General features: G+C 67.2%; 25 protein-coding genes and 1 pseudogene. 21 read left to right on the forward strand and 5 right to left on the reverse strand.

All coding sequences use genetic code 11. The features are described 5' to 3' along the window. The first annotated feature begins 23 nt into the window (after nucleotides 1-23). From mltG to aroB, 6 genes are all read left to right on the forward strand, one after another. A complete protein-coding gene (gene mltG / locus GOOTI_RS14610; protein WP_007239379.1) occupies nucleotides 24-2,021 on the forward strand; it encodes an endolytic transglycosylase MltG in 1,998 nt (665 codons plus the stop codon). 4 nt (nucleotides 2,022-2,025) lie between these two features. Further along, entirely contained in the window at nucleotides 2,026-2,883 is an 858-nt protein-coding gene (locus GOOTI_RS14615; RefSeq protein ID WP_007239380.1) for a shikimate dehydrogenase, read from the forward strand. 105 nt (nucleotides 2,884-2,988) lie between these two features. Next, nucleotides 2,989-3,378 (forward strand): prepilin peptidase, encoded by a 390-nt coding sequence (locus GOOTI_RS14620; RefSeq protein ID WP_007239381.1) that lies wholly within the window; start codon nucleotides 2,989-2,991, stop codon nucleotides 3,376-3,378. A gap of 26 nt (nucleotides 3,379-3,404) precedes the next feature. Continuing rightward, nucleotides 3,405-4,613 carry a chorismate synthase gene (gene aroC, locus GOOTI_RS14625; protein WP_007239382.1) on the forward strand — a complete coding sequence of 403 codons (1,209 nt, stop codon included), beginning with the start codon at nucleotides 3,405-3,407 and terminating at the stop codon, nucleotides 4,611-4,613. After that, entirely contained in the window at nucleotides 4,610-5,194 is a 585-nt protein-coding gene (locus GOOTI_RS14630) for a shikimate kinase (protein ID WP_007239383.1), read from the forward strand. Before aroC ends, GOOTI_RS14630 begins: the two co-directional genes overlap by 4 nt. Continuing rightward, the gene (aroB, locus tag GOOTI_RS14635) at nucleotides 5,191-6,297 is read left to right on the forward strand and encodes a 3-dehydroquinate synthase (protein WP_007239384.1); all 1,107 of its coding nucleotides are present in this window, start codon (nucleotides 5,191-5,193) and stop codon (nucleotides 6,295-6,297) included. Before GOOTI_RS14630 ends, aroB begins: the two co-directional genes overlap by 4 nt. 48 nt (nucleotides 6,298-6,345) lie before the next feature. Here aroB and GOOTI_RS14640 read toward each other — a convergent pair whose 3' ends face one another. The 4 genes and pseudogenes from GOOTI_RS14640 to GOOTI_RS14655 all read right to left on the reverse strand — a co-directional run bounded on the left by GOOTI_RS14640 (nucleotide 6,346) and on the right by GOOTI_RS14655 (nucleotide 10,089). Next, nucleotides 6,346-6,885 (reverse strand): B-4DMT family transporter, encoded by a 540-nt coding sequence (locus GOOTI_RS14640; RefSeq protein WP_039994158.1) that lies wholly within the window; start codon nucleotides 6,883-6,885, stop codon nucleotides 6,346-6,348. 116 nt (nucleotides 6,886-7,001) lie between these two features. Beyond that, nucleotides 7,002-8,355 (reverse strand): annotated as a pseudogene (locus GOOTI_RS14645) (MFS transporter). A gap of 41 nt (nucleotides 8,356-8,396) precedes the next feature. After that, on the reverse strand, nucleotides 8,397-9,269 hold the full coding sequence (locus tag GOOTI_RS14650) for a shikimate dehydrogenase (RefSeq protein ID WP_007239388.1): 873 nt from the start codon (nucleotides 9,267-9,269) through the stop codon (nucleotides 8,397-8,399). A 175-nt stretch (nucleotides 9,270-9,444) separates the two neighbouring features. Further along, complete coding sequence (locus tag GOOTI_RS14655) at nucleotides 9,445-10,089, reverse strand: TetR/AcrR family transcriptional regulator (RefSeq protein ID WP_007239389.1); 645 nt, start codon at nucleotides 10,087-10,089, stop codon at nucleotides 9,445-9,447. A 78-nt stretch (nucleotides 10,090-10,167) separates the two neighbouring features. On the opposite strand from GOOTI_RS14655, the gene GOOTI_RS14660 reads away from it, so the two are divergent. The 11 genes from GOOTI_RS14660 (at nucleotide 10,168) to pyrF (ending at nucleotide 23,049) form a co-directional block, all read left to right on the forward strand. Further along, nucleotides 10,168-11,940, forward strand: a complete 1,773-nt coding sequence (locus GOOTI_RS14660; RefSeq protein ID WP_007239390.1) for a bifunctional sugar phosphate isomerase/epimerase/4-hydroxyphenylpyruvate dioxygenase family protein — start codon at nucleotides 10,168-10,170, stop codon at nucleotides 11,938-11,940. A 31-nt stretch (nucleotides 11,941-11,971) separates the two neighbouring features. Then, nucleotides 11,972-13,087: a M24 family metallopeptidase gene (locus GOOTI_RS14665; RefSeq protein WP_007239391.1), complete on the forward strand. Its 1,116-nt coding sequence runs from the start codon at nucleotides 11,972-11,974 to the stop codon at nucleotides 13,085-13,087. A 62-nt stretch (nucleotides 13,088-13,149) separates the two neighbouring features. Beyond that, the gene (gene efp, locus GOOTI_RS14670) at nucleotides 13,150-13,713 is read left to right on the forward strand and encodes an elongation factor P (RefSeq protein WP_007239392.1); all 564 of its coding nucleotides are present in this window, start codon (nucleotides 13,150-13,152) and stop codon (nucleotides 13,711-13,713) included. A gap of 30 nt (nucleotides 13,714-13,743) precedes the next feature. Continuing rightward, nucleotides 13,744-14,223: a transcription antitermination factor NusB gene (gene nusB / locus GOOTI_RS14675; protein ID WP_007239393.1), complete on the forward strand. Its 480-nt coding sequence runs from the start codon at nucleotides 13,744-13,746 to the stop codon at nucleotides 14,221-14,223. 63 nt (nucleotides 14,224-14,286) lie between these two features. Next, entirely contained in the window at nucleotides 14,287-14,889 is a 603-nt protein-coding gene (pyrR, locus tag GOOTI_RS14680; RefSeq protein WP_007239394.1) for a bifunctional pyr operon transcriptional regulator/uracil phosphoribosyltransferase PyrR, read from the forward strand. After that, entirely contained in the window at nucleotides 14,889-15,860 is a 972-nt protein-coding gene (locus GOOTI_RS14685; protein WP_007239395.1) for an aspartate carbamoyltransferase catalytic subunit, read from the forward strand. The genes pyrR and GOOTI_RS14685 overlap by 1 nt, the downstream gene beginning before the upstream one ends. Then, on the forward strand, nucleotides 15,857-17,188 hold the full coding sequence (locus GOOTI_RS14690; protein WP_039994151.1) for a dihydroorotase: 1,332 nt from the start codon (nucleotides 15,857-15,859) through the stop codon (nucleotides 17,186-17,188). Before GOOTI_RS14685 ends, GOOTI_RS14690 begins: the two co-directional genes overlap by 4 nt. Next, nucleotides 17,185-17,706 (forward strand): PH-like domain-containing protein, encoded by a 522-nt coding sequence (locus tag GOOTI_RS14695; RefSeq protein ID WP_007239397.1) that lies wholly within the window; start codon nucleotides 17,185-17,187, stop codon nucleotides 17,704-17,706. The genes GOOTI_RS14690 and GOOTI_RS14695 overlap by 4 nt, the downstream gene beginning before the upstream one ends. Further along, complete coding sequence (carA, locus tag GOOTI_RS14700; RefSeq protein ID WP_007239398.1) at nucleotides 17,703-18,872, forward strand: glutamine-hydrolyzing carbamoyl-phosphate synthase small subunit; 1,170 nt, start codon at nucleotides 17,703-17,705, stop codon at nucleotides 18,870-18,872. The genes GOOTI_RS14695 and carA overlap by 4 nt, the downstream gene beginning before the upstream one ends. After that, a complete protein-coding gene (gene carB / locus GOOTI_RS14705; protein WP_007239399.1) occupies nucleotides 18,872-22,207 on the forward strand; it encodes a carbamoyl-phosphate synthase large subunit in 3,336 nt (1,111 codons plus the stop codon). Before carA ends, carB begins: the two co-directional genes overlap by 1 nt. 5 nt (nucleotides 22,208-22,212) lie before the next feature. After that, nucleotides 22,213-23,049: an orotidine-5'-phosphate decarboxylase gene (gene pyrF / locus GOOTI_RS14710; protein ID WP_007239400.1), complete on the forward strand. Its 837-nt coding sequence runs from the start codon at nucleotides 22,213-22,215 to the stop codon at nucleotides 23,047-23,049. 85 nt (nucleotides 23,050-23,134) lie between these two features. Here pyrF and GOOTI_RS14715 read toward each other — a convergent pair whose 3' ends face one another. After that, complete coding sequence (locus GOOTI_RS14715; RefSeq protein WP_007239401.1) at nucleotides 23,135-23,647, reverse strand: hypothetical protein; 513 nt, start codon at nucleotides 23,645-23,647, stop codon at nucleotides 23,135-23,137. Between the two features lie 615 nt (nucleotides 23,648-24,262). Here GOOTI_RS14715 and mihF point away from each other — a divergent pair. From mihF to coaBC, 4 genes are all read left to right on the forward strand, one after another. Beyond that, nucleotides 24,263-24,577: an integration host factor, actinobacterial type gene (mihF, locus tag GOOTI_RS14720; RefSeq protein WP_007239402.1), complete on the forward strand. Its 315-nt coding sequence runs from the start codon at nucleotides 24,263-24,265 to the stop codon at nucleotides 24,575-24,577. Further along, on the forward strand, nucleotides 24,574-25,197 hold the full coding sequence (gmk, locus tag GOOTI_RS14725) for a guanylate kinase (RefSeq protein WP_039994152.1): 624 nt from the start codon (nucleotides 24,574-24,576) through the stop codon (nucleotides 25,195-25,197). Before mihF ends, gmk begins: the two co-directional genes overlap by 4 nt. Before the next feature lie 28 nt (nucleotides 25,198-25,225). Next, on the forward strand, nucleotides 25,226-25,525 hold the full coding sequence (gene rpoZ, locus GOOTI_RS14730) for a DNA-directed RNA polymerase subunit omega (RefSeq protein ID WP_007239404.1): 300 nt from the start codon (nucleotides 25,226-25,228) through the stop codon (nucleotides 25,523-25,525). A gap of 13 nt (nucleotides 25,526-25,538) precedes the next feature. After that, nucleotides 25,539-26,672 (forward strand): bifunctional phosphopantothenoylcysteine decarboxylase/phosphopantothenate--cysteine ligase CoaBC (coaBC, locus tag GOOTI_RS14735; protein WP_007239405.1); only part of this gene is annotated, 1,134 nt, incomplete at its 3' end.

A 26,672-nucleotide genomic window follows, 5' to 3' on the forward strand; every position in this document is an offset into this window, starting at 1 on the left:
TCTGATGAGGGAGGCGACGCGCGGTGACCGACGAACGGCATCGGAATCGTCATCGCGAACCTTCTGATCACGATACCGAAGGGCTCGATCTCGAGCGACTCCGGTACTTCACTCAGCCGGCAGAGGGCAAACCGCACAACCGGCACCGGCGTCGGCGCACCGGAACCACGGGGCAGATCCCGATCGTTCGAGGCGACGACGGCCAGAACGGTGTGACCCCGTCGGCCTACAACCGCACCGACGCCAACCGCACCGACGGAGTCCGTGACGACACCGCAGGCGCGGGCCGCACACAGGGTCCGTCCTCTGCGAGGCGAGCCGCGCAGCGGCCCGGCCCGCGCTCGGCGACGACACCACAGTCGGCGCCCCCGACTCGACCACAACCGGCGCCGCGACCGCATACCCAGGAACCAACCACCATGCGAGGCCGGGTCGAGGGTGCGGCGAGCACCGATTCCGGGGATGCCGACGCGTTCCACATGGCGACGCCGCGCCGGGCGCGACCGCAACGCATATCGCCCGCCGCCCGCCCGCCCGCATCCCGATCGCGATCAGACAGTGCTCCGTCGGTCGGGGCGCCATCGGCCGGGGCGCCATCGGGTGGGGCGCCATCGGGTGGGGCGCACGGGGACGCGGCCGACGCGCACGGTGGTATCGGAGCAAAGGGGCCCGACACCGGACCGGTCGATACCGTGGCCGCTTCGTCGCCGGCGCCGGTGGCGCGCGCGACGGCGACAGTGACCAAAGAACCACACGACGTCGACCGCGAGCCGAACCAATACGACGCCGCCTACGACTCGATCGATCACGACGAGCCGATCGTCCCGACCCGTCGGGGGAGGGGCCGTCCACGTACCGCGGAGGCACAGCGCAGGCGGCGCAAGCGACGAGGAGTGCTTGCTGCGGTCATCGTCATCATGTTGGTGGCGGTGGGCGGTGTCGGCTACTACGGGCTGCGCGCCGCGGGGCTGCTCGACTCGCGCAAGGACTACACGAACGCCGCCGGAACCGGCGATGTGATCGTCGACATCCCGCAGAACTCGACCCTCAAGGACTTCGGTCGGATCCTCGCCGACGACAACGTCGTCGGCAGCCAGCGAGCGTTCATCAATGCGGCTGACGGACAAGCGATCTCGGGTGGCTTCTACAAGATGCGTACCGAGATACCCGCGTCGACGGCGGTGCAGATGCTCACCGACGGAACCACGCACCGGGTTGGTCGGGTCGTTGTCCCCGAGGGGCTGCAGATCGACACGAAGAAGGGTGTCGACGGAAAGACGACGCCCGGTATCTTCCAGATGATCTCCGACGCCACGGCTGTCACCGTCAACGGACGCACCATCGGCGTCACGGTCGACGATCTGCAGAAGGCGGCCGCCACCACGTCGGCACAGCAACTCGGGGTACCCGACTGGGCTGTGGCCGATGTCGAGAAACTCAACGGCGATCACCGGAGGATCGAGGGTCTGATAGCGCCGGGAACCTGGGAGACCATCGATCCGCACATGTCCGCCACGCAGATCCTGCATGAGCTGATCTCGCAGAGTGCCCAGCGTTTCGCCCAGTGGGGACTGGGCGGGCAGAATGCCAACGAGTCGGGGCTGACGCCGTACCAGACGCTCGTGGCGGCCTCCGTCGTCGAACGCGAGGTCGCCAAGCCGGATGATTACGCGAAGGTCGCGCGAGTGATCCTGAATCGTCTGGACAAGGACCAGCGACTCGAGATGGACTCGACGGCGAACTACACCGCCACGGTGACCAACATCGACCTCGACGGCGAGGCGTACAAGTCCGACAACGCGTGGAACACGTATCAGATGAAGGGCCTGCCCGCGACACCGATCGGTGCCGTCGGTGAACGCGCGCTCGAGGCGACCGAGCACCCCGAGAGCGGGAACTGGCTCTACTTCGTCACGGTCGACCGCAACGGAACGACGCTGTTCGCCGACACCTTCGACGAGCACAAGCGCAACCGCGAGCAGGCGTGCGAGAACAAGCTCCTGACGACCGGGTGCAGTTGACCCGATGGATCTGACACCTCCGCCACGAGGTACGCCGACCGGCGGCACTGTTGGCCGTAAAGCCGCTGTCCTCGGGTCGCCGGTATCGCACTCGCGTTCGCCCGATCTGCACCTCGCGGCCTACCGGGCACTGGGACTCGACGACTGGAGCTACGAGCGCATCGAGTGTGACGAGCGTCGGCTGCCGACGCTGGTGCGGGAACTCACGGACGAGTGGGTGGGACTGTCGGTGACGATGCCCGGCAAGCGGGTTGCACTGGAGGTCGCCGACGAGCGCACCGACCGCGCAGTCCTCGTGGGCTCTGCGAACACCCTGGTCCGCACCGAGAGCGGCTGGCGTGCCGATTGCACCGACATCGACGGCATGACCGGGGCGTTGCGCGAGATCGGAGTGTCCACGTCCGAGCGACCGCGCGCGGTGGTCATCGGTGCGGGCGGGACGGCCCTGCCGAGTGTGGCCGCCCTCGCAGACGCCGGAATCACCGATCTGACCGTCGTCGCCCGCGACGAAACACGCGCGCGCGACGTAGTCGACCTCGCACAGCGACTCGATCTCGGCGTGAGTCTCCTTCCGTTCGCGTCCTCTGGGCAACTCGCGGACACCTGCGCCGAGGCAGGGGTCGTGGTGTCGACCGTGCCCGCGGCCGCCGCCGCTCCGATCGTCGACGCGGTCGCCGAGGCGTCGGCGCTCGTCGACGTCATCTACGACCCGTGGCCCACCCCCCTTGCCGAGGCGGTGTCCGCACGCGGGGGACGCGTGGTCGGCGGTCTGGTGATGTTGCTCAACCAGGCCTACAGCCAGGTGGAGCAGTTCACGGGCCTTCCCACGCCGCGCGACGCGATGGCCCGCGCGCTGAGCTGAGTCACCGCGCCACGGCTGTCCCCAGGCACCCGTCCGTCAACATCTCGAACCCGAACGACACGACGCCGACGTCTGGCCGGCGCGGCAGCGCCCAGACTGTCCCACATGGGAGTGGTGGGCTGTGTGGTCGCGCTCTGGCTGGCCGCGCTCGCCGAGATCGACCGGCAGACGTACCGCCTGCCCACCGCGCTTTTGTGGCCGGGGTGCGTGGCGGTGGGGCTGTCGGCGAGTACACACGCGTCGGTGGGGCTCGCCGCGGTGGCCGCCACGGGTCCGTACCTCGTGGGCTGGTTGTGTGGACTGTGCGGTGGTGGAGACGTCAAACTGGCCTTCGTGCTGGGCGGCATGCTCGCCGATCCGGCGGCAGCGCTCGTGATGGTGGTCGCCGCGCAGGCGCTCGGCCTGCTGACTCGCGGACGGCGTCGGCGCTGGCCGCACGGGCCCGCGATGATCGTGTCGGGTGCGCTGCTGCTCGTCGTCGTGGCCGGGGGTTGACGTGCTTGGGGTGTCGTCGCCGTCACATGGAACAATTGATCATTGTGTTGCGCTGGATAACCGCCGGAGAGTCCCATGGCCCGGCTCTTGTTGCCATTGTCGAGGGCATGGTCGCCGGGGTGGAGATCACCTCGACCGACATCGCCGAACAACTCGCACGTCGCCGCCTCGGCTACGGCCGCGGCGCGCGCATGAAGTTCGAGGCCGACAAGGTCAGCGTGCTCGGCGGTGTCCGACACGGCCGGACGTTGGGCGGGCCGGTCGCCATCGAGATCGCCAACAGCGAGTGGCCCAAGTGGGAAACCGTGATGGCCGCGGATCCCGTCGACCCTGCCGAACTCGAGGGCAGCGCACGCAACGCCCCGCTGACGCGTCCCCGACCGGGCCACGCCGACTACTCCGGCATGCTCAAGTACGGCTTCGACGATGCGCGCCCCGTCCTCGAACGCGCGAGCGCACGGGAGACCGCCGCACGCGTCGCGGCGGGCACCGTTGCGCGGAACTTCCTGCGTCAGGTGTTCGGGATCGAGGTGGTCTCCCACGTGATCTCGATCGGCGGCAGCGCACCCTATGTCGGTGTGACCCCGACCATCTCCGACATCGAGGCGATCGACGCGAGTCCTGTGCGCGCTTTCGACAAGGCGGCCGAGGAGTCGATGATCGCCGAGATCGAGACCGCGAAGAAGGAGGGCGACACCCTAGGAGGCGTCGTCGAGATCGTGGCGACGGGTGTACCCGTCGGCCTCGGCTCACACGTCAGCGGTGAGACTCGTCTCGATGCACGCCTCGCCGGCGCGCTGATGGGTATCCAGGCGATCAAGGGTGTCGAGGTCGGCGACGGGTTCGAGACCGCACGTCGCCGTGGCAGCGCCGCGCACGACGAGATGGTTCCCGGACCCGACGGCGCACTCCGTTCCACCAATCGTGCGGGCGGTCTCGAAGGCGGCATGACCAACGGTGAGGACATCAGGGTCCGCGTCGCCATGAAGCCGATCTCCACCGTCCCGCGTGCGTTGTCGACCATCGACATGGCGACCGGTGAGCAGGCGCAGGCCATCCACCAGCGCTCCGACGTCGTCGCCGTACCGGCTGCCGGTGTCGTGGCCGAGTCCATGGTCGCGCTCGTCGTCGCGCAAGCCGCACTCGAGAAGTTCGGTGGCGACTCGGCGACCGAGACCGCCGACAATCTCGCCGGTTATCTCAAGCGGACCGCCGCGCGCGGGGCACGGTCATGAGCAGCACGGGAGTAGACGTCGACACGCCTGCGGGTCGCTCGGTCGAGCCGACCGCCAGCAGGCCCGCCGCGGTGCTCGTCGGGTTCATGGGGGCAGGCAAGTCGACCGTCGGTCGGCTGCTGGCCGACAGACTCGGCGTCGACTTCATCGACACCGACCACGAGATCGTCCGCCGCACCGGACGGAGCATCCCCGACATCTTCGTCACCGACGGCGCCGACAGGTTCCGCGAACTCGAGGCCGAGGTGGTCGCCGACGTGCTGTCGACACACACCGGCATCGTGGCGCTCGGAGGGGGCGCGGTGACCACACGCACGGTGCGCGACGCCCTCGACTCCCACCGCGTCTTCTATCTGAAGGTCAGTGCGGAGTCGGGGTTCGAGCGCGTACGCGAATCCGATCGTCCGCTGCTCGCCTCCGACGATCCGGCACAGCGCTACCGAGCGCTGCTCGCCGAACGCGAAGAGACCTATTCTGCGGTCGCAGGCGTCGACATCGATGCGCACGGCGATCCCGACGCCGTGGCCGATCTCGTCATCCTGGCACTGGCCGAGGAACTCACCGCCGGGAGGCCCTCATGACCGAGCCGATCTCGATTCGCGTCGACGGAGCGTCGCCGTACGACGTCACCATCGGTCGTGGTCTTCTGAACGAGGTCGCCGAGGCCGCGACCGGCGCCGACCGCGTCGCCGTGCTCTATCAGCCGACTCTCGCGCAGACGGCCGAGCAGGTTCGGGAGTTCTTGGCGGACAAGGGATTCGATGCGCACCGCGTGGAGATCCCGGACGCAGAAGCCGGTAAGGACCTTTCGGTTGCTGCGTTCTGTTGGGACGTGTTCGGCCGCATCGGCCTCAAGCGCAACGACAAGGTGATCGCGCTCGGCGGGGGAGCGGCTACTGATCTCGCAGGCTTCGTCGCTGCGACCTGGATGCGCGGCATCGGCGTCATCCACATCCCGACCACGCTGCTCGCGATGGTCGACGCCGCTGTCGGCGGAAAGACCGGCATCAACACCGATGCGGGTAAGAACCTCGTCGGGTCGTTCCACGAACCCGATGCGGTGCTCATCGACATCGCCACTCTCGAGACCGTCCCCCGTAACGAGATCATCGCGGGCCTCGCCGAGGTCATCAAGACGGGGTTCATCGCCGATCCGGCGATCCTCGACAGCATCGAGGCCGATCCCGCCGCGGCCACCGACCCGACCGGTCCTGTGCTCCCGGAGTTGATCCGACGTTCGGTGCAGGTCAAGGCCAACGTCGTGTCGGCCGACCTCAAGGAGTCGTCGCTGCGCGAGATCCTCAACTACGGACACACGATGGGGCACGCGATCGAGCGCCGGGAGCGGTATCGGTGGCGTCACGGCGCCGCCGTCGCCGTCGGACTGGTTTACGCTGCCGAACTGGCGCGGCTTGCCGGCCGCCTCGACGACGAGACCGCCGAGCGTCATCGCAGCATCCTGGAACTCGTCGGACTTCCGACGACCTACGACGCCGACGCATTTCCCGAGCTGCTGGAAGGCATGTCGGGCGACAAGAAGAACCGATCAGGTCTGTTGCGGTTCGTCGTGCTCGACGGACTCGCCAAGCCGGATCGCCTCGAAGGACCCGACCCGGGACTGCTCGTCGCCGCCTACTCGGCCATCGCGTCGGACACTCCGACAGCGGGCACCACACTGCTCTGACCCGATGCAGCGGGGCGACCTTCGCCCCGCCCCGCTCCGGGCGTCAGCTCAGGACGACTCAGCGCCGGATTGCGCGACGGGGCGGTCGTCGATGCGCTCGAAAGCCGTCGTGTCGTCGTCGGCGTTGCGACTGTTGCCCTCGTCGGCGCGACGCTGCTCCTTACGCTGGTCACGTCGCGTGAGCCAGCGGCCGACAGCCGCACCGAAGAATGCGGGGAAGTAGGTGAGCAGCGCGATGAACGAACCACCCGCGATGATCTCGATGAAGAAGCTCGATTCGCTGATGCCCTGCACGCCTACGCGGCCGAGGATCCAGCAGATCAGGCAGGACACCAGGCCCGCGAAGATCCCGGCCTTGAGCCATCGGATGGTCAGGTCGTCGTAGTCGTCGGGATCCGGATGGGCGCGGGCATCGCGGATGCCGTCGAAACCGCCCCAGACCAGCGCGATGAACACGACCGCCGCAACGGCGATGGTCTTCCACGTCGTCGAGTGCAATGGCGACTGCACGACGGCGATGCCGAGCAGGACACGAGCGACGACGTGGACCGCGGTCATGACGACACCGCGCAGCAACCAGGACACCATGGCCGACAGCTTACCCATGGGCGACGTGATCTCGAACACGCGGGAGTGGGGTGGCGTTTCCCGCCACCCCACTCCGGGCTTCGTCGAGCATCAGACCCCGCGGGCCGCCACGTGGGTCAGGCAGCCAACGCCGCCGTGCGGTTCGGCGACACATGCACCGGCGCAGTGCCGAGGTCGTCGGTCGCGACCTCCTTGGTTTCTCTGGCCGTGAGCGCCGCCGCGGTCGCGATCAGGCAGATCGTCGCGGTGAACACGCTGATCACCACCCAACCGCCGTCTCCGACGCCCCCGAGTGCGGTCACGATCGACGGAGCGAAGCCCGCCATGAGGAAGCCGAGTTGGGTACCGATGGCCAGACCGGAGAAACGGACGCGGGTGGAGAACATCTCGCCGTAGAAGGCGGGCCAGACGGCGTTGGCCGCCGCGTAACCGAACGAGAACGTGAGTACCGCGAGCACGAAGGTCAGCAGGTGATTGCTCTGGCCCATCGACAACATGTAGAAGGGCATCAGGATCGCTGACGAGAGCGCACCGTAGATGAAGACCGGCTTGCGGCCGATCCTGTCGGCGAGGGCACCGAACAGCGGTTGCGTGATGAGCGCGCCGATGTTGGCCACGACGACGAGCCACAGGGTCAGGCCGGCGTCGAGTCCCACGTGCTTGCCGTAGGCGAGTGCGAGGTTGGCGAACACGGTCGACACCGCGGCGATGAACGCGCACAGCACTACTCGGACGACCGAACGCCACTGGTCGCGCATCAGAGGAACGAGGGGCATCCGTGCGATCTCGCCGGATTCGCGGGCCTCGGTGAACTGGGGCGTCTCGTGCAGGCGACGGCGGATGAAGTACGCGACGAGGACCACGACGGCCGAGAGCCAGAACGGAACCCGCCAACCCCATGAGTACTTCGCGTCGTCGGGGAGGGCCATGAACGGGATCAGCACCAGCGAGGCCAGGATCAATCCGCCCTGCGTTCCGGTCAACGTCCACGAGGTGAAGAACGCACGCCGGTGGTCCGGAGCGTGTTCGAGAGCCAACGAACTCGCGCCCGCCTGTTCACCGGCGGCCGAAAAGCCCTGCAGCAGACGGCAGATCACGAGCAGGATGGGAGCAAGCCAGCCGATCTGACTGAACGTCGGTAGGCAGCCGATGACGAACGTCGACACTCCCATCAGCACGAGCGTGAACATCAACACCCTCTGGCGGCCGATGCGATCGCCGAAGTGGGCCGAGGATGAGCGCTCCGATCGGGCGCGCGATGTAGGCGACACCGAACGTCGCGAACGACATCACCAGCGCCGCATTGTCGTCGGACGGGAAGAAGATGTGCGGGAAGATCAGGGCTGCGGCGGAGCCGAACAGGAAGAAGTCGTAGTACTCGACGGCGCTGCCCATGAACCCCGCGAGTGCGGCATGTCGTGGTGTGCGTTTCCCGACGGCTCCGGTGCCGTCGGCCTGGGTGGTGGTCATGGGGTACTCCTCTGGTGCGATTGTGCCTGGTGGCGCGGCGGTCAGGACGGGTTTGCGACGAGTTGGCGGAAGTGGCGGGTCATCCGATCGGCGTCTGGGCGCAGCCCGGTGATCAGCGCGAAGGCGTCGACGGCCTGATAGACGGCCATGTGGCCTCCGTCGAGGGTTGCTGCACCCGCCGCGCGTGCGGCCTGCAACAGTGCGGTGTCGAGGGGCCGGTAGACGATGTCGGCCACCCACAGGTCGGGACGTAGCAGCGACGCGTCGAAGGCGATGCCGGGGTGCTCGGCCATGCCGGTCGGCGTCGCGTGCACCACGCCGGTGCTCTCGGGTAGGAGCGCGGGCAATTTGTCGAACGACGCGGCGTCGACCCGTGGGATCGGGTGTCGGGACGTGAGGTCACGTGCGAGGTCACCCGCCCGGTCGACGTCGAGGTCGACGACGGTGAGGTGGGCGGTGCCCAGTCGCAGCAGCGCGTCGGCGACAGCGGTGCCCGCGCCCCCGGCACCGACCAGCACGACGTCGGCGAGGTCGGCGTCGGGGAGACCCTCGACAAACCCGTGGGCGAAACCTGTTGTGTCGGTGTTGTATCCGACATCGCCGTCGGCGGTGAACAGCACGGTGTTGACCGCCCCGAGTGTGGCGGCGACAGGATCGACACGATCGAGGTGCTCGATGACCGACTGCTTGCACGGGTGGGTGACGTTGACAGCGTCGAATCCGAGGGCGCGTGCCCAGGTGAGCACTTCTCCGATCCTGTCGGGGGAGATGCCTGCCGCGGTCAGGTCGATCGGCCGGTACAGGTAGTCGACGCCGAGCGCGCGGCCTTCGGCCATGTGCATGGCGGGGGTCAGCGAGGGGCCGACCCCGGTGCCGACGAGCCCAACCAAATGGCTGGTTGCGGAATGTCCCATGTGCGTCTCCGTAATGTACGAACTAGTACGTTCGCAATTGAGTACAGCATTGTGCGCGGCGTCTCGTCAACAGTTTCGTGTGATCGACATCGCAGCAGTCGGGCGACAGTGGGTATCGAGCGGGGGCGCAAAGGATCTGTCGATTGCGGCGTGCCGCGAGGTCACCGGGTGGAGATCAGGGGGTGGAGGTCAGCCATCCGACAACGACGTCGCCGATCATTCTGCGCAGGTGGGCGCGGTTGGACGTCTCGGCCAGATCGAGATCGAAGAGGTAGCCGAAGGTGTACTGGTTGGCCACCTGGAACACGCAGTACGAGCTGATCACGAGATGGACGTCGAGGGCGCTGACGTCGGGACGGAACAGCCCGGCGGCCCGACCGTCGTCGAGGATCTCGTCGAGCAGTGACGTCGCCGGCCTGCTCAGTTGCGGGAGGTCGGTCAGTCGCCGGATGAAGTCGCCCCGATGAATGTTCTCGATGGACACCAGGCGGATGAAGTCGTCGTGCTCGATGTGATGGTCGAAAGTCACTTCCGCGAGTCGTCGGATCGCCTCGATGGGATCGGCGTGGTCGACTCGCAGCTTTTGTTCGGCCTGACGGATCCCGCGGTAGGCCCTGTCGAGAACGGCAAGGTAGAGACCTTCTTTGCCGCCGAAGTAGTAGTAGATCATCCGCTTGGTGGTGCGGGTGCGCTCGGCGATCTCGTCCACTCGCGCACCCGAATAGCCGGATTCGGCGAAGACCTCGGTGGCGACGGCGAGCAGTTCGGCTCGGGTGCGCTCCGGGTCGCGCTGGAGTTCGGCTTTCGGCTTTGCGGCCACGGTGGGAGCTTACTTGTGGCCGCTCGGGACGGCGGTGAACCGTTGCCTTCGCTTTGTACCGGTTGGTACATTGGTGTGATGAAGACCTCGATCGCAACAGTCTCCGTGTCTGGCTCACTCGTCGAGAAGCTCCACGCGTGTGCCGACGCCGGGTTCGACGGTGTCGAGATCTTCGAACCCGACCTCATCGCCGCGGTGGAGTCGCCGGAAGAGATTCGGGCGCTCGCGCACCGACTGGGTCTCGAGTTGTGCCTGTATCAGCCTCTTCGCGACATCGAGGGCGTGAGCGAAGCCCTGTTCGCCGACAACCTGCGGCGTGCCGACGCCACGTTCGCGACGGCTGCGCGCCTGGGGATCGACACGGTGCTGGTGTGCAGCAACGTTGCGACGGCGACCGTCGACGACGACGAGGTCTCCGCCGACCAGCTCCGCCGCCTCGGTGAGCTCGCGACGGGGTATGGGCTGCGCATCGCGTTCGAGGCGCTGGCGTGGGGGAAGTTCGTCGACGACTACCGACGCTCGTGGCGGATCGTCGAAATCGCCGACCACCCGGCTGTCGGACTGTGTCTGGACAGCTTCCACGTCCTCTCCCGCGGTCATGACCCGTCGGCGATCAGAGCCATACCGGGGGAGAAGATCTTCTTCCTCCAACTCGCGGACGCGCCTGCGCTGTCGATGGACGTGTTGTCGTGGAGTCGACACCACCGATTGTTCCCGGGCGAGGGGACATTCGACCTGGAGGGCTTCGTCGAGCACGTTCTCGCGGCCGGATACACCGGGCCGCTGTCCCTCGAGGTGTTCAACGACACGTTCCGTCAGACGGACCCGGTGCCGACGGCCGTGCACGCCGAGCGTTCGTTGCTGTGGTTGCAGGACCGGCTCGACCTCATCGACATCCCGGATCCCACGCCCCCGAGCGGTTTCGACTTCGTCGAGATCAAAGCGGAGGACACCCGCGACGTCGAGGCCATGCTCGGCCAGCTGGGATTCACCGCGGCAGGCAGGCACCGCAGCAAACCCGTCACCTTGTGGACGGCAGGTGACGCGCGCGTCGTCCTCAACGAGCAGCAGGCGCGCGATCAGTCGCCGCATATCGCCGCCATCGGTCTGCAGGAATCCGATCCGCAGGCGTTGAGCGCACGCGCGTCCATCCTGAAGGCGCCCGCGGTGAACAGGCGGACCCATGCCTCGGAGCACGCCTTCGGTACGGCATTGGTGCCCGGCGGCACCGAGATCTTCTGGACGCTCGACGCGCCCGGTGCGCCCGCCTGGGTCGATGAGTTCGACGACGCGCTTCCCGGGGCGAGCACCTCGATCCGCGCGATCGACCACGTCAACCTCACGCAGCAATGGGAGACCGCCGATGACGCGCGGCTGTTCATGGCGAGTGTCTTCGGTCTCGACGCCGACGACCCGGTCGAGGTGCCCGGTCCGCGTGGCCTGATCCGCAGCCAGGTTCTCCGTACATCCGACGGAGCCGTGCGGATTCCCCTGAACGTCGCCCCGCATGCCCTCGACTCCGAGGAGGTAGCGCAGCACGTCGCGTTCGCGTGCGATGACGTCCTGCGCCTCGCGCGCAGCGCACGGGAGGCGGGTCTGGAGTTCCTACGGATCCCGGACAACTACTACGACTACGTGCGCGGGCGGTTCGGCGTCGACGAGGAACTGCTCACCGTGCTGCGCGACCTCGGCGTGCTCTACGACCGCAGCACCGATCCGGCGGGCGGGTACCTGCTGCACTTCTATACCCGGACACTGGGCCGGGTGTTCTTCGAGTTCGTCCAGCGATTCGACGGCTACGACGGCTACGGCGTCGACAACGCGCCGGTCAGGCTGGCCGCGCAGCGCTGAGGCGTCCGACGTTCCGAGTAGCGTGGCAGTCATGCTCTCTGCTCCGCTGTCCGATGAATTCGCGCGTCGCCGTGAGCGACTGCGCACCCTGATCTCGACGGGGCCCGAGCCCCTCGACGTATTCGTGGTCTCCGACCTGACCAACGTCCGGTACCTGAGCGGTTTCACCGGATCGAATGCAGCACTGTCGATCGCCGCCGAGGGCTCTGAGGGCGACCGCATCTGTACCGACGGTCGGTATCTGACCCAGGTCGCCGAGCAGTCAGGCGACCTCGTCGCCGTCATCGCGCGTAACTGCACCGACGAACTCGTCGGCGCGGCCGCGGCGTCCGGCGCGACGCGGATCGGCTTCGAAGCCGACGTGACGACGGTCGCCACCCATGCACGCCTCGTCGACGCGCTCGAGGGTCGGGGTCAGCTCATCGGGCGAACGGGGCTCGTCGCCGAGCTGCGCGAGGTGAAGGACGACGCCGAGATCGAATTGCTGCGCCGCGCATGCGCCATCGGCGATGCCGCGCTGGCCGAGATCATCGCCGACGGTGTCATCCGCGCGGGTGCGACCGAGCGAGAAGTGGCGCGCGCCCTCGAGTCCGCGATGTTCCGACACGGGGCCGACGAGATCTCCTTCGAGACGATCGTCGCCGCGGGCGCCAACTCCGCCATCCCACATCACCGTCCGACACCGACTGCACTGTCGGACGGTGACTTCGTGAAGATCGACTTCGGTGCCGTCGCCGGCGGCTACCACTCGGACATGACGCGCACCTACGTGCTCAGCAGGGCCGCGGACTGGCAGCGCGAGATCTACGATCTCGTCTCGACCGCACAGGCGGCAGGTCGCGCGGCGCTGAAGGCCGGTGCCGACCTCCGCGGCATCGACGCTGCCGCGCGGTCGGTGATCGAGGATGCGGGTTACGGCGACCAGTACGTGCACGGGCTCGGGCACGGCGTCGGCCTCGAAATCCACGAAGCGCCGGGAATCGGCAAACTGGCGACGGGTACACTACCTTCCGGCGCAGCGGTGACCGTGGAGCCCGGTGTCTACCTCCCCGGACGAGGTGGAGTCCGGATCGAGGACACGCTCGTCGTCACCGACGGCGAACCCGAGCTGCTGACCGCCACCGACAAGACCTTCACCGTCATCTGACGGCCCGCGCACTCGATGCGCAGGCAATGCACACACCGACCTGGAAGATTGAGGGACGATTTATGGCGACCACCGCCGATTTCAAGAACGGTCTCGTTCTCCGTATGGACGACCAGCTCTGGCAGATCCTGGAGTTCCAGCACGTCAAGCCCGGCAAGGGGCCGGCGTTCGTGCGCACCAAGATCAAGAACGTGCTCAGTGGCAAGACGGTCGACAAGACGTTCAACGCGGGCGTGAAGGTCGAGACCGCGACGGTCGACCGTCGTGACATGCAGTTCCTCTACAACGACGGCACCGACTACGTCTTCATGGACGCGCAGGACTACGAGCAGTACCCGATCGCGCCGGAAACCGTCGGCGACGGGGCACGCTTCCTGCTCGAGAACATGACCGTGCAGGTTTCGCTGAACGAGGGCCAGCCGTTGTTCGTCGAGCTGCCCGTCACCGTCGAGCTCGAGGTCACCCACACCGACCCGGGTCTGCAGGGTGATCGCTCGACCGGTGGCACCAAGCCGGCGACGCTCGAGACCGGCGCGGAGATCGCGGTCCCGCTGTTCATCAACACCGGCGACAAGCTGAAGGTCGATTCGCGCGACGGTAGCTACCTCGGCCGCGTCAACAGCTGATCTGCAGGCACGGTCAGTGAGGTTGAGTCAGTGAAGCAATCCGGAACGCGGCACAAGGCCCGTCGGCGTGCGGTGGATCTGCTGTTCGAAGCGGAGGCCAAGCAGGTCAGTCCCGCGCAGCTCGTTGCCGAACGTCGTCAGTTCGTGCGCGACGACGAGAGCGTGGGCGAGATCCACGAGTACACCGCGACGGTCATCGAAGGCCTTGCCGACGACCAGTCGCAGATCGACGCCGTGGTGTCGTCGCATCTGCGCGGCTGGACACTCGAGCGGCTGCCCGCCGTCGACCGTGCGATCCTGCGTCTGGCGACGTGGGAGCTGTTCAACTCGACCGACGTCGACCCGATAGTCATCGTCGACGAGGCCGTCGAACTCGCGAAGGAACTCTCGACCGACGATTCACCCGCCTTCGTCAACGGCGTGCTGGCGAAGATCGCCGAACTGGCGCCGCAGGTACGGGCTGCGCAGGCCGCAGGCTCCGATTCGGGTGGCAAAGCTACCGACGTGTAAAGTGTCGCGGTGACAGACATCCTTTAACGATCCGTCCCGTGAGGCGGAGAAGGAGGTCCATACATGGGCGAACGTGTACTGCTCGACGCCGCGGATGTGTCCCGCACCATCGCGCGCGTCGCGCACCAGGTCATCGAGAAGACAGCTCTCGACGCACCGGACGCACCCCGCGTTGTGATCATCGGAATACCAACGCGCGGAACAACTCTCGCAGATCGACTGGCAGTCAAGATCAGGGAGTTCTCCGGCGTCGACGTTCCTGTCGGCTATCTCGACATCACGCTTTACCGCGACGATCTGCGCGCGAAGCCCCACCGTCCCCTGGAGCGGACGATGGTGCCCGCGGGAGGCGTCGACAACGCGATCGTCGTACTCGTCGACGACGTCCTCTACTCGGGACGCACGGTGCGCGCCGCGCTCGACGCCCTCCGGGATCTCGGTCGTCCGGCTGCGGTGCAACTGGCGGTCCTCGTCGACCGCGGACACCGTGAGCTGCCGCTGCGCGCCGATTACGTCGGCAAGAACATCCCGACCTCACGCGAGGAAACCGTGTCGGTCCACCTGACCGAACACGACGGCGTCGACGAGGTCGTCCTCGGCTCGCCGGAGCCTGCCCACAAGGAGGCCGGCCCGCAGGATTCGGCTGCGAAGCAGGCGGATCAGTGATGCGTCATCTGCTCTCGACCGCCGATCTGTCCCGCGACGACGCCACGGAGATCCTCGACGAGGCCGAGCGTTTCGAGCAGGCGCTCACCGGACGTGAGATCCGTAAGCTGCCGACGCTGCGCGGCCGCACCGTCATGACCGTCTTCTACGAGAACTCGACCCGCACCAGGGTTTCGTTCGAGGTCGCGGGCAAATGGATGAGCGCAGACGTCATCAACGTCAGCGCCTCGAGTTCGTCGGTCAACAAGGGGGAGTCGCTGCGCGACACCGCGAAGACATTGCGTGCTGCGGGTGCCGACGCACTGATCGTGCGCCACCCCGCCTCGGGTGCCGCCCATCAGATCGCGGCATGGACGTCCGGTGGCTATGGCCCGGACGGACCCGACGCTGCGGGAGTCGGACCGGCGGTGATCAATGCGGGTGACGGCACCCACGAACACCCCACTCAGGCGCTACTCGACGCGCTGACACTGCGCCAGCGACTCGGTGACATCGAGGGCCGTCGCATCGCCATCGTGGGCGACGTCCTGCACTCGCGGGTGGCCAGATCCAACGCACATCTGCTCTCGACACTCGGCGCGGACGTCGTGCTGGTGGCTCCGCCGACGTTGCTGCCGGTGGGCGTCGAGCAGTGGCCGGTGCAGACATCCGGCAACCTCGACGCAGAACTCCCCGCGGCCGACGCCGTGATGATGCTGCGGGTGCAGGCCGAGCGCATGAACGGCGGCTTCTTCCCCTCCGCCCGGGAGTACTCGGTGCGGTACGGCCTCAACGAGCGGCGGATGGGCTTGCTCTCCGACGACGCCGTCGTCCTGCATCCGGGTCCCATGCTGCGCGGTATGGAGATCGGCTACTCGGTGGCCGACTCTCCGCGCGCGACCATTCTCGAGCAAGTCCGCAACGGTGTGCACGTCCGCATGGCGGTGCTGTTCCGCCTCCTCGCGGGCACGGAATCAGGAGGTGCGCTGTGACCGGCGCCAGCCAATCAGTCGGATCGGTGGCGCACGGGTCCGTGCTGATTCGTTCGGTCCGGCCGTACGGTGAGGGCGATCCGGTCGACGTCCTCGTCACCGATGGTGAGATCGCCGCACTCGGTGCCGACGTCGATGCTCCCGACGGGATCGATGTGATCGACGGCGATGGTGCGGTGTTGTTGCCCGGCCTCGTCGACCTCCACACCCACCTGCGCGAGCCGGGTCGCGAAGACACCGAGACGATCCGAAGTGGTTCTGCGGCAGCGGCTCTCGGGGGCTACACCGCAGTGTTCGCAATGGCCAACACCGCGCCCGTCGCCGACAACTCGACCGTCACCGACAACGTGTGGCGCACGGGCAGGGAAGTCGGGCTCGTCGACGTCTATCCGGTCGGTGCCGTCACGGTCGGGCTCGAGGGCAAACAACTCGCCGAGATGGGCATGATGGCGGCGGGCGCCGCCGGTGTCCGCATGTTCAGCGACGACGGCAAATGCGTCTCCGACCCGCTACTCATGCGTCGCGCGCTCGAATACGCGAAGGGCCTCGGTGTACTCATCGCGCAGCACGCGGAGGAACCTCGCCTGACCGTCGGTGCCGTCGCGCACGAGGGGCCGACGGCTGCGCGACTCGGACTCGCCGGCTGGCCGCGCGCGGCCGAGGAGTCGATCGTGGTGCGTGACGCCCTGCTGGCGCGGGACGCCGGGGCACGCGTCCACATCTGCCACGCCTCCACCGAGGGCACCGTGTCACTGCTGCGGTGGGCCAAGGAGCAGGGAATCAACGTGACCGCGGAGGTCACCCCGCACCACCTGCTGCTCGACGATTCTCGGCTACAGACCTACGACGCGATCAACAAGGTCAATCCGCCGTTGCGCGAGGAGCGCGACAAGATCGCGCTGCGCCAGGCGTTGGCCGACGGAATCGTCGACTGCGTGGCGACCGACCATGCGCCGCACGCGGCGCAGGAGAAGTGCTGTGAGTTCTCGCAGGCCAAACCGGGGATGCTCGGACTGCAGACCGCGCTGCCCATCGTCGCCGACACGATGGTCGCCCCCGGCCTGCTCGACTGGCGCGGCGTGGCCCGTGTGATGAGTGAACGCCCGGCGGAGATCGTCGGGCTCACCGATCAGGGGCGTCCGATCGCCGTCGGCGAGCCGGCGAACCTGACGCTGATCGACCCCGAGACGTCGTGGGTGGTCCGGGGCCGCGACCTGGCGAGCCTGTCCGCCAACACCCCGTATGAGGCGATGTCGATGCCGGCGACCGTGGTCGCGACCGTGCTGCGTGGCGTCGTCACAGCACGCGACGGCCAGGTGACCCGATGAGCGTCACCGAGATCATCATCGTGGTCGTCGTCGTGTTGGTATGGCTCGGCCTGGTGTCCCTCGTCCTACGCGGATGGCGCAATCGAGGGCGTCGGCAGGCCGACATGATCGGTGAGATGCCCGTCGCGCCAGACGATCTCGGCGACGCGATACTCGGTCCCGACAGCGGGCTCTACGTCGGTTCGACGATCGCACCCAGCTGGCAGGACCGCGTGGCCGTCGGCGACGTGGGCGACCGCGCGTCCGCGACGATGACGGCGTATCCCGACGGCGTCCTGCTCGAGCGGCGGGGAGCCAGTGAGATCTGGATTCCGGGTTCGTCGATCACCGCGGTCCGTACCGAACGTGGCCTGGCGGGCAAGGTGATGACCGCCGACGGCCTGCTGGTGATCCGCTGGATACTGCCGAGCGGCACGGAGATCGATTCCGGAGTGCGCGCCGACGACAAGTCCGTGTACCCACGGTGGGTTGCCGCATTCGACACACAGACCGATACAGAACAGAGGAATGATCAATGACCGCAGCGGTTCTGGTGCTCGAGAACGGCCAGGTGTTCCGCGGCCGTGAATACGGCGCCGTCGGGGAGACGCTCGGCGAAGCGGTGTTCTGCACTGCGATGACCGGTTACCAGGAAACCCTGACCGACCCCAGTTACCACCGACAGATCGTCGTCGCCACGGCCCCACAGATCGGCAACACCGGGTGGAATCCCGAGGACGGCGAATCGACGGGCAGTGCAGGCAGTGAGGGCGAGGTCGGAGACTCGGGCAAGATCTGGGTCGCCGGTTACGCGGTGCGCAATCCCACTCGCCGGGTGTCCAATTGGCGGGCGACCACGTCGCTGGAGGACGAGCTCGAACGCCAGGGCATCGTCGGCATCGCGGGAATCGACACGAGGACCGTCGTGCGTGTCCTCCGTGACCACGGGTCGATGCGGGCGGGTGTCTTCTCCGGCACCGCACTCGCGAGCGACGACGAACTGCTCGCCCGGGTGCGCAGCCAACCATCGATGAAGGGTGCGAACCTCGCGGGGGAGGTGAGCACCGACCGCGGCTACCTCGTCGAACCGAGCGGTGATCCGCGCTTCACCGTGGTCGCGATCGATCTCGGCATCAAGACCAACACCCCACGCATGTTCGCCGAGCGCGGCGTGGCCGTGCACGTGCTGCCCGCCGACGCCGGTTTCGACGCCATCGCCGAACTGAAACCCGACGGCGTGTTCTTGTCGAACGGTCCGGGCGACCCGGCGACCGCCGACGACGCCGTAGCGCTGACCCGCGAGGTGCTCGCCGCCGACATACCGCTGTTCGGCATCTGCTTCGGCAATCAGATCCTTGGCCGCGCGTTCGGGCGCGGAACCTACAAGATGAAGTTCGGCCACCGGGGGATCAACATCCCGGTGATCGACGTCGCCACAGGCAAGGTGTCGATCACGGCGCAAAATCACGGATTCGCGCTCGAGGGCGAAGCGGGCGAGGAGTTCGACACCGACTTCGGGCGCGCCCGGGTGAGTCACGTCTGTGCCAACGACGGCACCGTCGAAGGCGTCGAATTGCTTTCCGGCCGAGCGTTTTCGGTCCAGTACCACCCAGAAGCCGCGGCCGGTCCGCACGACGCGGCGTATCTCTTCGACAGGTTCGTCTCCGTGCTGGAGGCAGATCGCGCACACGGAACGAGGTCCTAATGCCGCGCCGCGACGACATCAATCACGTCCTGGTGATCGGCTCCGGCCCGATCGTCATCGGACAGGCCTGCGAGTTCGACTACTCGGGTACACAGGCATGCCGGGTACTCAAGGCCGAGGGCCTGCGGGTGAGCCTGGTCAACTCCAACCCGGCGACCATCATGACCGACCCGGAGTTCGCCGACGCCACGTACATCGAGCCGATCACCGCCGAGTATGTCGAGAAGGTGATCGAGGCCGAGCGTGACGCCGGGCACCCGATCGACGCCGTGCTGGCCACCCTCGGAGGTCAGACCGCACTGAACACCGCTGTGGCACTGCATGATCGGGGATCGCTCGAGAAGTACGACATCGAGCTCATCGGCGCCGACTTCGACGCCATCCAGCGCGGTGAGGACCGCCAGATGTTCAAGGACATCGTTGCCAAGGTCGGTGGCGAGAGCGCGCGTTCGCGCGTGTGTCACACGATGGAGGAGGTGCGCGAGACCGTCGCCGAACTCGGTTATCCGGTCGTCGTTCGACCGTCCTTCACCATGGGTGGCCTCGGCTCGGGTATGGCCTACGACTCCGACGATCTCGACCGCATCGCCGGTGGGGGACTCGCGGCGTCACCGACGGCCAACGTGCTCATCGAGGAGTCGATCCTCGGGTGGAAGGAGTACGAGCTCGAGCTCATGCGCGACAACCGCGACAACGTGGTCGTCGTGTGTTCGATCGAGAACCTCGACCCGGTGGGTGTGCACACCGGTGACTCCATCACCGTCGCGCCGGCCATGACACTGACCGACCGCGAGTACCAGAAGATGCGCGACCTCTCTATCGCGATCCTGCGGGAGGTCGGCGTCGACACGGGTGGCTGCAACATCCAGTTCGCCCAGGACCCGCGCGATGGCCGTCTGATCGTGATCGAGATGAACCCGCGTGTCTCCCGTTCGTCGGCGTTGGCATCGAAGGCGACAGGTTTCCCGATCGCCAAGATGGCAGCCAAGTTGGCCATCGGCTACAGCCTCGACGAGATCACCAACGACATCACCAAGGAGACCCCAGCCTGTTTCGAGCCGACGCTCGACTACGTGGTGGTGAAGGCTCCGCGCTTCGCGTTCGAGAAGTTCCCCGGCGCCGATGACACGTTGACCACGACGATGAAGTCGGTGGGCGAGGCGATGAGCCTCGGCAGGAGTTTTGCCGAGGCGCTCGGCAAGGTGATGCGGTCGCTGGAGACCAAGGCGGCGGGCTTCTGGACCGAACCGAACCGTCCCGACCCCGCGACCGTGGATCTCGACGCGTTGCTCCACGAGATCGCAACGCCGAAGGACGGCCGCATCTACAAGGTGATGCTGGCCTTCGACGCGGGCGCCACCATCGAGCAGGTCTACGAGGCCACTGCGATCGACCCGTGGTTCCTCGCGGAGATCGCGGCGATCGGTGCGCTCGGCGCCGAGATCCGCGACGCGGACGCGCTCGACGAGGATCTGTTGCGCGAGGCGAAGTCGTCCGGCTTCTCCGACCGCCAGATCGCCGCACTCCGCGACGATTTCGCCGACCAGGATGCCGTACGCGCGTATCGTCACGGGCTCGGCGTGCGACCTGTCTTCAAGACCGTCGACACATGTGCCGCCGAGTTCGAGGCGAAGACGCCGTACCACTACTCGTCCTACGAACTCGATCCGGCAGCGACGAGTGAGATCGCGCCGCAGACCGAACGGCCCAAGGTGCTCATCCTCGGTTCCGGGCCCAACCGCATCGGTCAGGGCATCGAGTTCGATTACTCGTGCGTGCATGCGGCACTGACCCTGTCCGAAGCCGGGTACGAGACCGTGATGGTCAACTGCAACCCGGAGACGGTGTCGACCGACTATGACACCGCAGATCGCCTGTACTTCGAACCGCTCACCTTCGAGGACGTGCTCGAGGTCTACCACGCCGAATCGCAGTCGGGGACCGTGGCGGGGGTGATCGTGCAACTCGGTGGACAGACTCCGCTCGGCCTGGCCCACAAGCTGGAATCGGCCGGTGTGCCGATCGTCGGAACGTCACCGGCCGCGATCGATCTCGCCGAGGACCGCGGTGAGTTCGGCAAGGTGCTCACCGCTGCCGGGTTGCCCGCGCCGGCGTTCGGTACCGCGACGTCGTTCGACGAAGCGCGCGACACGGCTGCGCGCATCGGCTATCCGGTGCTCGTGCGCCCGTCGTACGTGCTCGGTGGGCGCGGGATGGAGATCGTCTACGACGAAGCGTCGCTGGCCGACTACATCTCGCGCGCGACCGAACTGACCCCTGATCACCCGGTCCTCGTCGACCGCTTTCTCGAGGACGCTGTCGAGATCGACGTGGACGCGCTCTGCGACGGCACCGAGGTCTACATCGGTGGGGTCATGGAACACATCGAGGAGGCCGGAATCCACTCCGGCGATTCCGCCTGCGCGCTCCCTCCCGTGACGCTCGGCCGGTCGGACCTCGAGATGGTGCGGCGCTCGACCGAGGCCCTGGCGAAGGGCATCGGGGTACGTGGACTGATGAACGTCCAGTACGCACTCAAGGACGACATCCTCTACGTGCTGGAGGCCAACCCGCGCGCGAGCCGGACCGTGCCGTTCGTGTCGAAGGCGACGTCGGTGCCGCTCGCCAAGGCCTGCGCCCGCGTGATGATGGGGGAGACGATCGCCGAACTGCGGGAGCAGGAACTGCTGCCCGCAACCGGCGACGGCGGGATCGCGCCGATCGACGCCCCGATCGCCGTGAAGGAAGCGGTGCTGCCGTTCAACCGGTTCCGCCGCTTCGACGGCACCGGCGTCGACGCGCTGTTGAGCCCGGAGATGAAGTCGACCGGTGAGGTCATGGGGATCGACGCCGACTTCGGTCGCGCCTTCGCGAAGTCGCAGACCGCGGCCTACGGGTCACTTCCGACCTCGGGTGCGGTCTTCGTGTCGGTGGCCAACAAGGACAAGCGCGCCCTGCTGTTCCCGGTGAAACACCTCGCCGACCTGGGGTTCACGATCCTCGCCACCGAGGGCACGGCAGAGGTGCTGCGGCGCAACGGGATCGTGGCGACCACGGTGCCCAAGCACTTCGAGGCGCAGCCCGGCGAACGCACGATCGTCGACGCGATCGTCGCGGGCGAGGTGGCGATGGTCATCAACACGCCCTACGGACAGTCGGGCCCGCGCGTCGACGGTTACGAGATCCGCAGTGCCGCCGTCACCGCTGGTATTCCGTGCATCACGACGGTCCAGGGCGCGAGCGCGGCAGTGCAGGGTATCGAGGCCGCATTGCACGAACAGATGGACGTCGAGTCTCTGCAGCGTCGACACGCGACGTTGGTCAACGAAGGGTGAGAAGCGTGACGCGTTCGGAGACAGCAGGTTTCGCGAGTCGGTATCGATCTGCTGTTGCCGATCGCGGACGGCTGTGTGCCGGAATCGACCCACACGTGGGGTTGCTCGAACAGTGGGGGCTTCCCGTCGACGCCGGCGGACTGCGGCAATTCGCCGACATCTGCGTCGAGGCGCTCGGTCCGGTGGCAGCCGTGATCAAACCGCAGGTCGCCTTCTTCGAGGCCTTCGGAGCGGCGGGTTTCGCTGTCCTCGAGGACGTGATCTCGGGCTGTCGCGCCGCGGGTGCGGTGGTGCTCGCCGACGCCAAGCGCGGCGACATCGGCTCGACGATGGAGGCCTACGCACACGCCTGGCTCGACGAGCGGTCACCGCTGTGCTCCGATGCGGTCACGGTGTCGCCCTACCTCGGGTTCGGGTCGTTGTCGCCCGCGATCACGTCGGCACGCGCCGGGGGACGGGGTGTCTTCGTGCTGGCGCGGACGTCGAACCCGGAAGGCGCAGGCGTCCAGCTGGCCTCGACGGCCGACCGGACCGTCGGACAGTCGATCGTCGACGCTGCCGCGGAACAGAACGCAGACGGGGCGGCGACGGTCGGGCTGGTCGTCGGGGCGACTCGCGCTCACGGGCTCGATCTGAGCGGTCTGAACGGCCCGATCCTGGCTCCAGGGCTCGGAGCACAGGGGGCCACGGCCGCGGATCTGCCGGAGGTCTTCGACGGCGCCGACCCCGCCTGGGTGCTTCCGGCTAGTTCCCGCGGGGTGTTGCGCGCGGGTCCCGACGTTGCGGCGCTGCAGGCGGCGTTCACAGTTGCTCGGGACGAGGTAGAGGCCGCCCTGTCCTGATCGTCGGGTTCTCGACGATCAGGACGCCCGCCCGACACATTCGTCCCGGACGGGCCTCCTGCTGGTTCGTGTCACCGCTGAGGTCTCACCACAGGTCATACACGGCGTTCGCGTTGGGGAATCCACTCGCAACCGAGGCATTGACGAAGTAGTGGCCACCGGTGGTGCCGGTCATGTTGGTGTTCACGTCGCCGCGGACGTTCTCCAGTTCGTAGATCGCACGCGGACCGAAGGCGCCGACCTGGTAGTTGACAAGCACCGTCTCCGACGCCGAGTACGGCGCGCTTGCGGTGACAACCTCACTGGCCCCCGGTGCCAGAGCGAACCGGGGTGCATTGATCCACCGACCGGAGCCTGGTGTGCCGCCCGCGTAGAACTCGGTGTGATCGGTGTGGTTGGTGATGGTCATGGCGACGGTCGGCTCTCCCGGGTGGGTTACGGGCAGGGTGCCCGCGTGTGCCGCGCCGACTCCGGCGGCGGCCAGTGTGCCTGCGATGCCAAGTCCTGCGACGACGGCCGCGGTGCGGATTGCGAAGGTCTTGCGGGTTGAGGCGTTCGTCTCAGGGGCGGTGTTGCCGGTGTTGTCGTTGGCGTTCATGGTGCTTCTCCTTGCGACTGGGGCCGCGTCCTGTGGGGGCGTGGTCGCTGTTCTGACACCAATGACCTTGCCGTTCAGGAGCCTTGCGCAACCTCCGCCGACGGACTGATCAGCAGGATGATCAGCGCATCCCCCGATCGGTGGATGTTGGCGTCAGCGCAGGGGAACGTCGAGCTCGCGGGTGCGCGACACGCTCAAGGCGCGTACCAATTCGTCGAGTTTGTCGGTCGCAACTGCTGTCACAGCAGTATCAGGCGTGGTTCGAGGTGTATCGACGACTCCATGGCATCGGAAACTCACGTGCCGCAAAGCCGGGTCTGTGACCTGCGGTTTCGCTCGGATTCGTGGTCTGTCACAGCAACCGCGTAGGCTCTGCCGGGTCATCGGTGAGCAGGGAGTTTGGAACCTCCCTACATTACCGAGGCCGACCGAGATCGCGGGGGTGCCTCTCGCAAATGCCTGTTCAGATGGGTACGGTCGCTTTCGCCGCCGTCATTCGACGTGGTGGCGCCCGACACCGGGCGACGCGCACGCCGAGACACGCGGCCACACGCCACCGGACGCCTGCCCCGGGCGCTGGTGTAGTCAGTTCGAGAACGAAAGACGGAGGAACCCGTGGCGCTTCCCCAGTTGACAGACGAGCAGCGCGCCGCTGCGTTGGAGAAGGCTGCTGCCGCTCGCCGAGCACGCGCCGAGCTCAAGGAGCGTCTCAAGCGCGGTGGCACCGACCTCTCCCAGGTGCTCAAGGATGCCGAGACCGATGAGATTCTCGGCAAGATGAAGGTCTCCGCTCTGCTCGAGGCCCTGCCCAAGGTCGGCAAGGTCAAGGCACAGGAGATCATGACCGAACTCGAGATCGCCCCGACCCGCCGCCTGCGCGGACTCGGCGATCGTCAGCGCAAGGCGCTGCTCGAGAAGTTCCCGTCCTGAGCGGGCAGAACACACATACGAGGGGCCGACTGGTTATTCTGGTCGGCCCCTCGGCCGTGGGTAAGTCGACCGTCGTGCGGCGAGTCCGCGAGCTCGTGCCCAACCTCTTCTTCAGCGTCTCCGCCACCACCCGGGCACCGCGGCCGGGGGAGGTCGACGGCCGCGACTACTTCTTCGTCTCCGATACCGAGTTCGATCGGATGATCGCCGACGACGAGTTCCTCGAATGGGCCGAGATCCACGGTGGACTGCAACGTTCCGGCACGCCGGCGAAGCCCGTCGAAGACGCGCTGGCGCGCAACGAGCCGGTACTGTTGGAAGTGGACCTGGCCGGTGCGCGTAACGCTGTCCGTCGACTTCCCGAAGCCATCACGGTGTTCCTGGCCCCGCCCAGTTGGGATTCTCTCGTCGAGAGGCTCGAGGGGCGAGGCACCGAGACCCCGGAGGCAGCGCAACGCCGACTTGCCACCGCCAAGTCCGAAATGGACGCACAAGGCGAGTTCGACCATGTGGTGGTCAACACCGAAGTCGACTCGGCGGCCCGCCAATTGGTATCCTTGCTGGTTGGACCCGACACTGTGGCCGGAGCCGCTCAGGCCCCACCCGTTTCGCCCCACTAGCCTCGCCCAGATCAACGCAGGAGTTCGCGTGAGCACGCAAGCCAATTTCGACACCACCGAGATCGTCGACGCCCCGTCGTACGACACGCCGCTCGGCATCACCAACCCTCCGATCGACGATCTGCTCGAGCGGGCGTCGTCGAAGTACGCCCTGGTCATCTACGCGGCCAAGCGCGCCCGGCAGATCAACGACTACTACAACCAGCTCGGCGACGGCATCCTCGAATACGTCGGCCCACTGGTCGAGCCGGGCATGCAGGAGAAGCCGCTGTCGATCGCGATGCGCGAGATCCACTCGGATCTGCTGCAGCACACCGAGGGCGAGTAACCACCACCGCGAGATGACCACTCCGGGCGTCAAGCGGCGCATTCTGGTCGGTGTCGGTGGCGGCATCGCCGCCTACAAGGTCTGTTCGGTCATCCGGCACTTCACCGAGGCCGGTCACGAGGTGCGTGTCATCCCGACCCGCGCCGCGCTCGAATTCGTGGGCGCGGCGACGTTCGAGGCGCTGTCGGGCCATCCGGTGTCTGCTGAGGTCTTCGAGCACGTCGACCAGGTTCCGCACGTCCGGCTCGGCCAGAATGCCGACCTGGTGATCGTTGCACCCGCCACGGCCGACCTGATGGCCCGCGCCGCGATCGGTCGAGCCGACGATCTCCTCACCGCGTCGTTGCTGACGGCGACGTGCCCGGTGATGTTCGTGCCCGCCATGCACACGGAGATGTGGGAGCACCCGGCGACCCAGGCGAACGTCGCCACGCTGCGTGAGCGCGGCGCCACCGTCGTCACACCGGCCTCCGGCCGTCTCACCGGTCGCGACACCGGCGCAGGGCGCCTGCCCGAGCCGCAGGAGATCGCGCTGCTCGGTGAACTGTTGCTCGACCGGTCAGACGCACTGCCGTACGACCTGGCGGGCGTGCGCATCGTCATCAGCGCGGGCGGCACCCGTGAACCGCTCGATCCCGTCCGCTTCCTGGGTAATCGCAGTTCTGGCAAGCAGGGTTTCGCACTCGCCCGGGCCGCAGCGCAGCGCGGTGCCCACGTGACGGTCGTCGCGGGATCGACCAACGAGGCGGGCGAGCCCGCAGGCGTGGAGGTCGTGCACATCGAGGATGCACGCGAGCTCGCCGACGAGATGACCAAGCGCGCCGCAGATGCCGACGCCGTGATCATGGCGGCCGCTGTGGCCGATTTCCGGCCGGTCAGCGTGAACGACACCAAGATCAAGAAGAACGACGACGGGCCCGCGCCCATCGAGCTGACGACCAATCCGGACATCCTCCGGGGGTTGGTCGAGTCCCGCGAGTCCGGGACGATCCCGTCTGAGGTCGTGATCGTCGGCTTCGCCGCCGAGACCGGCGACGAGCACGGCGGTGTCCTCGACCACGGCCGTGCGAAGCTCCGTCGAAAAGGCTGTGACCTGCTCGTGGTGAACGCGGTCGGCGACGGCAAGGCGTTCGGCACCGAGGACAAC

This window comes from Gordonia otitidis NBRC 100426, assembly GCF_000248075.1.
Lineage (GTDB): Bacteria > Actinomycetota > Actinomycetes > Mycobacteriales > Mycobacteriaceae > Gordonia > Gordonia otitidis.